The sequence below is a fragment of the Micromonospora noduli genome (genome assembly GCF_003264365.1).
Lineage (GTDB): Bacteria > Actinomycetota > Actinomycetes > Mycobacteriales > Micromonosporaceae > Micromonospora > Micromonospora noduli.
Genome location: NZ_PYAK01000025.1, coordinates 64,278 through 76,655, shown reverse-complemented (window position 1 = coordinate 76,655; position 12,378 = coordinate 64,278). Strand labels below are relative to the sequence as shown.

General features: G+C 71.9%; 8 protein-coding genes. 7 read left to right on the top strand and 1 reads right to left on the bottom strand.

Going from position 1 to position 12,378, the window contains the following annotated elements; translation table 11 throughout:
- Positions 1-47: 47 nt before the first annotated feature.
- Positions 48-737, top strand: a complete 690-nt coding sequence (locus GUI43_RS19715; protein ID WP_091409949.1) for a lysophospholipid acyltransferase family protein — start codon at positions 48-50, stop codon at positions 735-737.
- A 262-nt stretch (positions 738-999) separates the two neighbouring features.
- Here GUI43_RS19715 and GUI43_RS34660 read toward each other — a convergent pair whose 3' ends face one another.
- Positions 1,000-2,337 carry a hypothetical protein gene (locus GUI43_RS34660; protein ID WP_225855327.1) on the bottom strand — a complete coding sequence of 446 codons (1,338 nt, stop codon included), beginning with the start codon at positions 2,335-2,337 and terminating at the stop codon, positions 1,000-1,002.
- 107 nt (positions 2,338-2,444) lie between these two features.
- Between GUI43_RS34660 and GUI43_RS19705 the strand changes: the two genes are divergently transcribed.
- The 6 genes from GUI43_RS19705 to GUI43_RS19680 all read left to right on the top strand — a co-directional run bounded on the left by GUI43_RS19705 (position 2,445) and on the right by GUI43_RS19680 (position 12,292).
- On the top strand, positions 2,445-4,445 hold the full coding sequence (locus GUI43_RS19705; protein ID WP_112642074.1) for a TIGR03960 family B12-binding radical SAM protein: 2,001 nt from the start codon (positions 2,445-2,447) through the stop codon (positions 4,443-4,445).
- Between the two features lie 262 nt (positions 4,446-4,707).
- On the top strand, positions 4,708-5,148 hold the full coding sequence (locus GUI43_RS19700; RefSeq protein WP_112586006.1) for a hypothetical protein: 441 nt from the start codon (positions 4,708-4,710) through the stop codon (positions 5,146-5,148).
- Positions 5,149-5,158: 10 nt separating this feature from the next.
- Positions 5,159-6,643 carry a hypothetical protein gene (locus tag GUI43_RS19695; protein ID WP_112586004.1) on the top strand — a complete coding sequence of 495 codons (1,485 nt, stop codon included), beginning with the start codon at positions 5,159-5,161 and terminating at the stop codon, positions 6,641-6,643.
- Positions 6,644-6,653: 10 nt separating this feature from the next.
- The gene (gene mycP, locus GUI43_RS19690; RefSeq protein WP_112699477.1) at positions 6,654-8,078 is read left to right on the top strand and encodes a type VII secretion-associated serine protease mycosin; all 1,425 of its coding nucleotides are present in this window, start codon (positions 6,654-6,656) and stop codon (positions 8,076-8,078) included.
- 156 nt (positions 8,079-8,234) lie between these two features.
- Positions 8,235-9,047 (top strand): TIGR03936 family radical SAM-associated protein, encoded by an 813-nt coding sequence (locus tag GUI43_RS19685; protein ID WP_112586001.1) that lies wholly within the window; start codon positions 8,235-8,237, stop codon positions 9,045-9,047.
- A gap of 131 nt (positions 9,048-9,178) precedes the next feature.
- A complete protein-coding gene (locus tag GUI43_RS19680) occupies positions 9,179-12,292 on the top strand; it encodes an Rne/Rng family ribonuclease (protein WP_112585998.1) in 3,114 nt (1,037 codons plus the stop codon).
- Positions 12,293-12,378 lie beyond the last annotated feature (86 nt).

The window sequence follows — 12,378 nt, the reverse complement described above, 5'->3', positions numbered from 1 at the left end:
CCGCTACCGTGACACCGCCTGTTCGCACCTGATCTGCCGGAGGACCAGTGCCCCTGCTCTACACCATCGGCAAGCTCACCGTGGCGCCCACGCTGCGGTTGGCGTTCCGCCCGACCGTGGAGGGGCTGGAACACGTGCCGGAGATCGGTGGCGCGGTCTTTGCCGGCAACCACCTCTCGGTGGCCGACGAGTTGTTCCTCGGCACGGTCGTGCCCCGGCACCTGGCGTTCTGGGCCAAGTCGGAATATTTCAAGGGCACCGGCGTGAAGGGTGCGATCTCCAAGTTCGTCCTCACCGGCCTCGGTGCGATCCCGGTCGAGCGGGCCGGTGGCCGGGCGGCGCTGTCCGCGTTCGACGCGGCGATCCCGGCGCTCAAGGGCGGTGACCTGGTGGTGGTCTACCCGGAGGGCACCCGCTCGCCGGACGGCAAGCTCTACCGGGGGCGGACCGGCGCGGCCCGGCTGGCGATCTCGGCCGGCGTGCCGATCATCCCGGTCGGCATGATCGGCACGGACAAGGCGCAGCCGATCGGTGCCCGGGTGCCCCGGCCGGGCACTGCCAAGATCACGGTTCGATTCGGCAAGCCGCTGGACTTCACCGGCCGACCGGACGACCGCACCTCGCTGCGGCAGATGACCGACGAGTTGATGAGTGAGATCCAGAAGCTCACCGGCCAGGAGTACGTGCCCCGCTACGCCCCGCCGCGCGCCCACCCGGACCCGACCCGCGACGCCTGACCGCGTGCCCTCTGCTGGCAGATCTGCCAGCAGTATCGAAACAGCCCTGCATGGTCCCGACCGGGTGCCTCCCGGCCGGGAGGCATCCGGTCTCAAAGGCGGTATACCTCTGAGTCATATTTATGACTCAGAGGTATACCGCCTTTTGCCTTGTGGCCTCGGCATGGCGTGACGCTACGTCACGACTGTTGCCGCCGGTGCGGGCGCGCGGGCCGAACGCCCCGGGTGCGGATCACCGCACCCCGGCCGCCCCGGGTGCGGCTCAGCCCCGCTCGGGTTGGACGATCTGGGCGCGCAGGGTGCCCAGCAGTTCGGCACTGTCGGCGACGGAGAGTCGGGTGAACACGCCGGTGGCGATGCTGCCGTGGTCGACCGACGTGCAGACCACCACGGCACTGCCGTCGGCGCTACCCACCGCGCACCGTTCGTGCCTGCCCCGCACACCGGTGTCCACGGTCTCCGGGGCATCCAGGGCGTACCGCTCGGTGAGCCGGCTGATCTCGGCCTCCGCATCCGACTCCGGGCTCAGCCGGAAGCCGGTGCCGCCGAAGACCGTCACCCGCTTGCCGCTCGTCGTGGCGTAGACGCCGGCGAACGTGTCCTCGGCGAGCCAGTGCTCCTTGCGTACCTCGCCCTCCAACTTCTTGGCGGTCTCCGTGCTGCGGCCGTCCTGTCGCAGGCTGAGGTCGTCCACCTGGACGGGCAGCGCCGCGCGCGCCGGGTACTGGGCCGAGATCGGGAACCCGTAGTAGGCGGGGCAGCCACAGCAGCAGGCCAGGCTGAGCAGCAGCAGCCACGGCCAGCGGCGTCGACGGCGGACCGGTACCGGCACGTACCCCTTGGGGGCCTGCCAGCCCGGCGGCGCCGATGGCGGTGGCGCGGTGGATCGCCGGCCCCGGCGTTGCTTCGGCACCTTCGGCGGCGCGGGTGGTGCGGGTGGTGACATCGGTCTGGCCGGCACCATGGGTCCGATGGCCCGCGGTGCGCCCGGGGCGGCCGGCGGCACCGGGTGGGGCCCGGCCGGGGAAGCGGGCGGCCCGGACCACTGCCGGGTGTCCCGCGATACGGCCGGAGGAGCGGGCGGCCCGGACCACTGCCGGGTGTCCGGCGGCGTCGGATACGACAGCGTGGGCGGCAGCGGGGGCAGTTCGGCGGAGGGCAGGTCCCAGCCGCCGGTGTCCACGCCGGCCCACGGGTCGACCGGTGTCTGGTGCTCCGGCGGCCCGACGGCCACCGGCGGGGGAGGGGTCGGTTCGGCCGACTCGCCCCAGACGGGTCGGCGGGGCAGCGGCGGTGGTACCGGGGCCGAACCGCTCCACCTGGGCGTCGGGACCTCCGCGGTCGCGGCAGGCTCCGGCTGGTCCGAGGACTCCGGCTGGTCCGAGGACTCCGGCTGGTCCGAGGACTCCGGGTGGTCCGGGGGTTCCGGCTGGTCCGAGGGTTCCGGCTGGTCCGGGGGTTCTGGCTGGTCCGAGGGTTCCGGCTGGTCCGGGGGGACGGGTGGGGAGGTCGGCTCGTCGGCGACCGCCCGGTCCCGCTCCGGCTCCGCGCCCGGGGTGCTCCCGTCGGCCGGCCGTGCTCCCGGCTGGGGCTCCGGCATCGCGGCAATCTCCTCTCGCGCCGATCCGAGGTTAGTACCGCGCCGCCACCACCGCCGATCGGGCGTGCGCGCGATCGCCGCCGGACGAACGCGTACCCTTGGGCATCATGAGTGCCCCGTCCACGACGCCGCGCGCGGCCGCGACCAACTCCGTGTGGTCCCAGCTCGAGCCGCTGCTACCCCAGGTCTCCAAGCCCATCCAGTACGTCGGTGGCGAGTTGGGTGCGGTGACGAAGGACTGGGACGCGGCCACCGTGCGTTGGGCGCTGATGTATCCCGACGCCTACGAGGTGGGCCTGCCCAACCAGGGCGTGCAGATCCTCTACGAGGTGCTCAACGAGCTGCCCGACACCCTCGCCGAGCGGACGTACGCGGTCTGGCCGGACCTGGAGACGCTGATGCGCAAGCACGGCGTGCCGCAGTTCACCGTCGACGCGCACCGGGCGGTGCGCGGGTTCGACGTGTTCGGCATCTCCTTCTCCACCGAGCTGGGCTACACCAACATGCTCACCGCGATCGACCTGGCCGGCATCCCGATGCTGGCCGCCGACCGCACCGACGCCGACCCGGTGATCGTGGCCGGCGGGCACGCCGCGTTCAACCCGGAGCCGATCGCCGACTTCATCGACGCCGCGGTGCTCGGCGACGGCGAGGAGGCGGTCCTGGAGATCACCGCGATCGTCCGGGAGTGGAAGGCCGAGGGCTCGCCGGGCGGCCGCGACGAGCTGCTGCTGCGGCTGGCCCGCACCGAGAGCGTCTACGTGCCGCGCTTCTACGACGTCGACTACCTGCCGGACGGCCGGATCCAGCGGGTCGTACCGAACCGGGCGGACGTGCCGTTCCGGGTGCACAAGCGCACGACGATGGACCTGGACGCCTGGCCGTACCCGAAAAAGCCCCTCGTTCCGCTGGCCGAGACGGTGCACGAGCGGTACGCGGTGGAGATCTTCCGGGGCTGCACCAGGGGTTGCCGGTTCTGCCAGGCCGGGATGATCACCCGCCCGGTGCGCGAACGGTCGATCACCACTGTCGCGCAGATGGTTCGCGAGGGCCTGGAGTTCTCCGGCTTCTCCGAGGTCGGCCTGCTGTCGCTCTCCTCGGCGGACCACTCCGAGATCGGCGACATGTGCTCGGGCCTCGCCCAGCAGTACGAGGGCACGAACGTCTCGCTGTCGCTGCCCTCGACCCGGGTGGACGCCTTCAACATCGACCTCGCGCAGGAGCTGTCCCGCAACGGGCGGCGTACCGGCCTGACCTTCGCCCCGGAGGGCGGGTCGGAGCGGATCCGCAAGGTCATCAACAAGATGGTGTCGAAGGAAGACCTGATCCGTACGGTCGTCACCGCGTACACCAACGGGTGGCGGCAGGTGAAGCTCTACTTCATGTGCGGCCTGCCCACCGAGACCGACGAAGACGTCCTCGAGATCGCCGAGATGGCCCACGAGGTGATCAGGGCCGGCCGGGCCGCGACCGGCTCCAAGGACATCCGCTGCACGGTCTCCATCGGCGGGTTCGTGCCGAAGCCGCACACCCCGTTCCAGTGGGCAGCGATGGACCGTCCGGAGGTCATCGACCACCGGCTCAAGATCCTCAAGCAGGCCATCAACGCGGACCGCTCGCTGGGTCGGGCCATCGGCTACCGCTACCACGACGGTGAGCCGTCGCTCATCGAAGGGCTGCTCTCCAGGGGTGACCGCCGGGTCGGCTCGGTCATCCGCAAGGTCTGGGAGAACGGCGGCCGGTTCGACGGGTGGAGCGAGCACTTCTCGTACCAGCGCTGGGTGGATGCGGCGGCCGAGACGCTGCCCGCGTTCGGGGTGGACCTCGACTGGTACACCACCCGTCAGCGCGACGAGCTGGAGGTCCTGCCCTGGGACCACCTCGACTCGGGCCTCGACAAAGACTGGCTCTGGCAGGACTGGCAGGACTCGTTCAGCGAGTTCGAGCAGGACGACTGCCGGTGGACGCCCTGCTTCGACTGCGGCGTCTGCCCATCGATGGACACCGAGATCCAGATCGGCCCCACCGGCAAGAAGCTTCTGCCGCTCACCCCGCTGGGCGGCAACGGCATGAAGGTCCCGTCGGGCCACTCGCACTCGCACCCCTGACCGCGCCGCCTTCGGGCGGTGCCTGCTGGCGGTGACCCACCACCCTCCACATACAACATGTCGCCCAACGGGTCCGCGTCTCGCGGGCCCGTTGGCGTTGTTCGGGCTCGGCCCGCGCGCTGGCCCCACACCGGATCTTCCGCGAGATCGGCCGCCATCTGTACCACGTGCTGGTGGCTGGGGCTGCCTCGACTAGGTCAGACTCGATACGCTGCGTCTGACATGGACCGACCCGGCGGGTCGGGGACGGGGGAGGAATCGCATGGGGAGCATCCCGCCGCCGAGCATCGGCGATCTGCAAGTCAGCGTCGAGGACCTGGACGCCGCCGCCACGTACGTCGAGCGGCTCAGGCAGTACATCGACGACACCATCAAGTACGAGATGGAACGCATCAAGACGCGGATGAAGGGCGACAGCAACAACGCCCAGACCGTCCCGAACGGCACCCCGTTCGGCGCGTACGAGGACGCCGTCATGCAGTGGCGGGCCCTGGAGGCGTCAACGGTGAACATGGAAGCGCACCTCACCACGCTCTCCCAGAAGCTCGCCGCGCTCAAGGAGGGCACCGAGGAGATCGCCAAGGCGTTCCGCGACACCGAGGCGCGCAACGGCGCCAACGGCAAGGAGATCGAGCGGCTGCTGGAGTCGGCGGCGCCGCCGCCCACTGCCAGCGGTGCACCCACCTACCCGTACACGGCCTGAGGGGGACGTCATGGCTGGAGGAACCTGGGAGCGGTGCGTCCGTGAGGTGACGCTCTCCGCGGACCCGGAAACGGTCGGATCGGTCGGAGCCGGCTGGAGCAACCTCTCCAGCGGCCTGCAACAACTGCGGGACGCGCTCGTCGGTCGTTCGTTCGTCGGCCCGATCGCGACGGGCCAGGAACGCCCGCACGTCGGCGGTCTGCCCGGGATGCTCGCCGGTTGGAAGGGCGGCGGTGGTGACGCGTACCGCGAGCACCTGGGCAAGATCGGCAAGCAGATCGAGGATCTGATCACCGACGCGACGAACGTCAGTGGCGCGTTGACGCGGATCGAGGGCGACATCCGCAAGTCGGTCTCCACGATCCCGATTCCGCTGATGGACGACTTCGGCTTCAACGAGTGGAGCCTGCCCAACGGCACCGAGCTCGACGATGCCCGCGACGGCGAGAGCTCGTCGGGGTTCCTCGCCGCGCTGCGCAAGGACTACCAGAGCAACCCCGGCTCGTACGCCGATGGCGCGTTTCGTGACAAGGCCGACGACCTGGAAGCGACGATGAAGGTCGACGGTCAGGCCGGTGACCAGAAGCGGGGCGGCTGGTGGGACACCGGAGCCCACCTGGACAACTGGTACCGGGACAATCAGAACGCGGCGAACACCGCGATGGCGCCGCTGCCCCAGGCGGTCTACACCGAGCGTCCGAAGCTCACCGTGAACAGGCCGGAAAGTGGAATCGTCGAGGATGACCTCCGTCGCGACCCCCGGGTCCCCCCGTCGGGGCGGCCCGACATCGGCAGTGGCGAAATCGGCGGGAAGCCCGACATCGGTGGTGGCCCCACGATAGGCAGCAGGCCGCCGGGCATCGGTGACACGGGCGGTCCGACGTCCACCGTCGACCCGTTCTCCCCGACCAAGCCCGGTGGGCTCGGCGATGGCTCGCCCACCGGCGGCACGGGTCAGCTCACGTCACCGTCGACGGGCTCCAGCTTGCCGGGCTACACCGACGGCGACGCCGGCTACAGCAGCGGTCTGGCTGGCGCCACCCCTGGCGGGGTCGGCGGCCTGGGTGGCGGCATCGGCGGCGGCGGGGTCGGCAGCGCCGGTCTTGGTGGCGCCGGCGGCGGTTTCGGAGGCGGTGCCGGCGTCGGCTCGGCCGGCGGGATCGGCGGCGGTGCCGGCGGTGGCCTCGGCGGCGGTGCCGGGATCGGCGTGGGCGGCATCCCCGGCATGGTGGGTGGCGGCAACGGAAAACTGCCGCCGATGACGAGCGCGGCGAACGCGTTGCGCACGGCCCAGGCCGCCGGCGGCGCCGGGATGGCGGGCGGCGCGCGTGGTGCGGGCGTCGGCGGTGCCGGAATGATGGGCGGCGGCATGATGGGCGGCGCGGGCGGCGCCGGGCACGGTGGCGGCACCGGCTCCGAGCACTCGTCGTGGTTGACTGAGGATGACGATCCGTGGGGCCCTGGTGACGGGGCGTCCCCGGGTGTCCTTCGATGAGGATGGACGGATGAGGGTGAACGTCGGAAGCCTCCGGCCAGTGACCGCCTGCCTGCTGGCGGGGCTCCTGGTGGTGGGGGCCGCTCAGCCGGCGGCAGCCGCGCCCCGACGGGCCGAGCAGTGGTATCTGGACGAGCTCCGGATCGATCAGGCGCACAAGATCTCGACCGGGCGAGGCGTGGTCGTGGCCGTGATCGACACTGGTGTCGAAGCCGGCCATCCGGACCTGCGCGGTCAGGTGCTCGCCGGTGGTCGCAGCTACGGTGCCTCCGGAGATGGTCGAGCCGATGAGGACGGGCATGGCACACACATGGCCGGCATCATCGCGGCCAAGGGCAGCAGCGACGGTGTGACTGGCATCGCCCCCGGTGTGAAGATCCTTCCCATCAAGTTGCGCAAGGAGGACGGGGTCTACAAGAGCGCCGGGATGGCTCGGGGCATCCGGATGGCCGTCGACGGCGGCGCCAAGGTGATCAACATTTCCATCGGTGGCGCGGGCCTCGCCAACCCCGTGGAAGAGAGCGCAATCAAGTACGCCCTGGACCATGACGTCGTCGTGGTGGCCTCCGCGGGCAACACCGCCAGCGGCCGCACCGCCGTGGGCAGCCCCGCCAACGCCCCGGGCGTGATCGCGGTGACCGGGACGACCAGGGGCGGCGCGTTCTGGTCCGGCTCGGTCCAGGGGCCGGAGGCGGTGGTCGCCGCTCCCGGCGACGGCATCTACAACGTCGCCAACGAGGGGGGCTACGGCTGGGGCGACGGGACCTCCGACTCCAGCGCGATCGTCTCCGGTCTCGCCGCGCTGATCCGGTCGAAATATCCGGATCTCAGCGCTCCCAACGTGATCAACCGGATCATCCGGACCGCGCGGGACGCCGGTGTGTCCGGGCGGGATCCGCAGTACGGCTTCGGGGTGATCGACCCGACCAAGGCGCTGACCGCGAACGTGCCGCCGGTCACCGCCAACCCGCTGCTCGACCCGGCCGCCGCAGCGACCGACCCGGGCCCGGCCCGTGCCGGAGGTGCGGACGAGGAGTTCGACGTCACCCAGCACGGCGACCGCGGTGGTCCGACCGACCAGCAGGTCATGGTGGTCGGCATCGGCATCGCAGTGGTGCTGGTCCTGCTGCTGGGTCTGGTGGTCTTCCTCATCTGGAACCGCCGTCGGTACCGGCGGGAGGCGGCCCGGGCCGCCGACATCCCGGACGAGGTGCTCGACCGGGCGGCCCAGGGCGCCTACTCGCCGCCTGACGCGGGTTACGCCCCACCGCCGGGCTACCCGCCCCCACCCGGCCAGGCGCCTCCTGCCGGGTATGCCCCGCCCTCCGGCTACGCCAGTCCATCGGGTTACGCCCCTCCCTCGGACTACACCCCGCCCTCCGGCTACGGCCCGCCGCCGGGCGGGGCACCGCCCGCGCCGCCGAGGGAGCGGTAACCGGTCCCGATCATCTGGCCGGCTGGTGACCTCCGCGTCGCCAGCCGGCCATTGGCTTTCCGCGCCGGGTGGCCGTGACCCTGGCGACCGTTTTGTGCCCGTCTGCCGGGAGGTTCGGCCGCCCCGGCTGCGTACCGTCACGAGCCCTGCGCCAGGATGGGCGGACACGCAGGTACACCCGAGGAGCCCACGATCGCCAGAAAGCCTCAACCCGAGGGCGGCCAGGCACCGGTCGTCCAGCGCGTCCGCATCCGGTACGCCAAGCGCGGCCCGCTGCGATTCACCTCGCACCGGGACTTCGCCCGGGCGTTCGAGCGCGCGCTGCGCCGGGCCGCTGTGCCGGTCGCCTTCTCCCAGGGTTTCCACCCGCACCCGAAGATCTCCTACGCCAGCGCCGCGCCGACCGGGGTGGCGAGTGAGGCGGAGTACCTGGAAATCGCCCTTCAGGCGGCCGTCGACCCGGAGGCGTTGCGCGCCGCGTTGGACGCCGCGCTCTCGCCGGGGCTGGACGTCCTGGACGCCGTGATCGCCGAAGGGGGCAACCTGCCGGACCGGATCGAGGCGTCGCACTGGCACATCGAGTTGCCTGAGGTCGACACGGCGGTGCTGCGCGCCGCGGTGGACGCGTTCGTCGCGGCCGAGGAGGTGCTGGTCGAGCGGATGACCAAGCAGGGTCGACGCACTTTCGACGCCCGAGCCGCCGTGATATCGATCGATGTCCAACTGCCTACGCCGACGCCTTCCGGGGCGCCGGCCGTACCGTGTGCGATACTCGAACTGGTCGTGCGGCAGGTCACCCCGTCCGTACGGCCCGATGACGTCCTTTCCGGCCTCCGCGTGGTGGCCGACCTGGAGCCGCCGGTTTCGCCGAGGGTGACACGGCTGGCTCAGGGCACGTTGACCGCGCAGGGTGCGATCGTGGATCCGTTGGATGCGGACCGCGACGGGGCAGCCATCGTTGGGCACTGACCGACGGTCGGTGTTCTGGCAGGCAGACTTCGGCGGTCGCGCACCACGCGCGCCCGGCGGAAACACTTTTGCGGCGACCCTGCGTGGCAGCGCTCACCCGCGCCCGGGCTAGCCAGAACTGGAGAACGTCCATGCTCGAGAACGAGCCCGAGGGCGGCGAACGGACCGGTTCACAGCCGGCCGGTGATACCGCCGACCAGAGCACCACGGCCGACGGCGCCGCCGTCGAGACCTCCACCACGGCCGTCGGTTCGGCGTCGGTGGAACCGGCCGGCGCGGAGAGCACTCCCGCTGAGGCAGCCGAACCGGCCGCGCCGGTGCGGCGTACCCGGACGACCCGTCGTCGGGCCGCTCCGCTCAACCAGCCGGAACAGACCGACGCCCCGATCGAGGCGCCCACCGGTGGCGCCGGCCACGTCGAGTCGCCGCAGGCGGAGGTCTTCGCCCCGGTCTCCGGCGACCTGGACGTCGCACCGAAGACCCCCCGGCGTCGCCGCAAGGCCACCCCCGTCGAGAAGACCGCTGAGGAGCCGCTGGTCGCCGCCTCCGCGGAGGAGGCCTCGGCCGAGGTGGTGCCACCGGTCAAGGTGACCCGTACCCGGCGCAAGAAGGCCACACCGGCGGCCGTCGAGGAGCCGCCCGCCACCGAGCAGCCGGCCGCCGTCGACGAGTCGCCCGCGGTCGAGGAGCCGGTCGTCGAGGAGCCGGACCTCACCGAGGAGCCGGCGGAGTCCGACCTGCGCGAGGCCGAGGCCGAGTTGAACGACTCCCCGGCTCTGCCGGGCACGTCCGCCGCCGATCTGGCCTGGAGCAGTGGCGCGCAGGACCGCTCCGGCGAGGTGCCACCGGGTGTGGCCGTCTCCGGTGTGACAGCTGAGCCGGCCGAGATCGAGCCGGAGCAGCCGCGTACCCGTCGTCGACGCGCCGCGCTCTCCGCGCCCACCGTGCTGTTCATGGCACCCCAGCCGGACGCCGTTCCGGTGACCCGACCGGTGGAGCCCGCCGCGGCGACCGAGGAGCCGGCCGTCGAGGAGGCCGCCGAGCCGTCCCGCCGCCGTCGGCGTGGTCGCCGCGAGGTCGAGCCGGTGGAGCCGATCGAGGCGATCGAGGCCGAAGAGGAGCCGACCGAGGAGGCCGACGAGGCCGCCGAGGCGGATGAGGACGACGAGGACAGCGCCGCCGCGCGCCGCCGCCGCCGGCGTGGTCGCCGCGGCCGGGGCCGGGGCAAGGGCGGGGCCGACGACGCCGAGGACGAGGAGTCCGAGGAAGCGGCGCAGGCCGACGAGGAAGAGACCGCCGAGGCAGAGGCGGAGGCCGACGAGGACGAGGAGTCCGAGGGCGGGGACGGTCTGACCCGTCGTCGTCGCCGCCGTCGCCGTCGCGGCGCCGGTGACACCGAGGGTGCGGCGGACGACGGCGTGCCGACCGTGGTGAAGATCCGCGAGCCGCGCCGGACCGTCGACGAGGTGCAGGGTGTGTCCGGCTCGACCCGGCTGGAGGCCAAGCGCCAGCGCCGCCGGGACGGTCGGGAGCAGCGCCGTACCCGGCCGCCGATCCTCAGCGAGTCGGAGTTCCTGGCGCGCCGGGAGGCCGTCGACCGGGTGATGGCGGTCCGCCAGCGCGGTGACCGCACCCAGATCGCCGTCCTGGAGGACGGCGTGCTGGTCGAGCACTACGTCACCCGCAACTCCTCGGGAACAATGGCCGGCAACGTGTACCTCGGCAAGGTGCAGAACGTGCTGCCGAGCATGGAGGCCGCGTTCGTCGACGTCGGTCGGGGCCGCAACGCGGTGCTGTACGCCGGTGAGGTCAACTGGGACACCTCCGGGCTGGAGGGGCGGGCCCGCTCGATCGAGCAGGCGCTGCGCTCCGGCGACTCGGTGCTGGTCCAGGTCACCAAGGACCCGATCGGGCACAAGGGCGCACGGCTGACCAGCCACATCGCGCTCTCGGGCCGGCACCTGGTCTACGTACCCAACGGCAACGCCTCCGGGATCAGCCGCAAGCTGCCGGACAACGAGCGCAAGCGGCTGCGGGACGTGCTCAAGAAGCTCGTCCCGGACGGTGCCGGCGTGATCGTCCGGACGGCCGCCGAGGGCGCCACCGAGGACGAGCTGGCCCGCGACGTCAAGCGGCTCCAGGCGCAGTGGGAGGACATCCAGGCCAAGGCCGCCGAGGGTGGCGCTCCGGTGCTGCTCTACGGGGAGCCCGACCTGGTCATCCGGGTGGTCCGGGACCTGTTCAACGAGGACTTCCGCGAGCTGGTGATCGAGGGTGAGCAGTCGTACGACATGGTCGAGTCGTACCTGTCGCACGTCTCCCCGGACCTGGTCGACCGGGTGCGCCGGCACGTCGGCACGAGCGACGTCTTCGCCGAGTACCGGATCGACGAGCAGATCATCAAGGGCCTGGACCGCAAGGTCTTCCTGCCCTCCGGCGGCTCGCTGGTGATCGACCGCACCGAGGCGATGACGGTCGTCGACGTCAACACCGGCAAGTACACCGGCTCCGGGGGCAACCTGGAGGAGACCGTCACCCGCAACAACCTGGAGGCGGCGGAGGAGATCGTCCGTCAGCTCCGGCTGCGGGACATCGGCGGCATCGTGGTGATCGACTTCATCGACATGGTGCTGGAGTCGAACCGTGAGCTGGTGCTGCGCCGGCTCACCGAGTGCCTGGGCCGGGACCGCACCAAGCACCAGGTCACCGAGATCACGTCGCTCGGCCTGGTGCAGATGACCCGTAAGCGCATCGGCGCGGGCCTGTTGGAGGCGTTCAGCGAGACCTGCGAGTGCTGCAAGGGCCGGGGCGTCATCATCCACACCGAGCCGGTGCCGGAGAAGCCGCGTCCCGCCGGTGCGGGGGAAAAGGTCAAGGCGGTCGCCTCGGCGGTGGCTCCCGCTCCGGCGGCCGAGCAGGCTGCCACCTCGCCCCGTCGCCGGGCGCGCAAGAACGCCCCGGCCGTGGCCGAGCGGACCGCGGTCGAGGTCGTCGACACCGACACCACGGCCGAGCCGGACGCCGACTACCAGGACACCATGGGCTACGACCTGTCCCGCTACGAGTCGGACACCGCCGCCGCACCGGCGATCTCCGACGCTCAGCAGGGCGAGTCGGCGCGGCTGGCCGCGGCGGACGACCCGGACGCGCTCGCTGACGGTGAGGGCGACGAGGAGACCACCGAGGGTGGTGGCGGCCGTCGCCGGTCGCGTCGCGGTGGCGCCCGTCGACGGACCCGCCCCTGAGCGCCTGACCGGCCACGTGTTTGACGAGGTCCCTCTCCCGGCAAAGTGACGGGGGAGGGACCTCGCCGTTGCGGCCACCCGGCCCT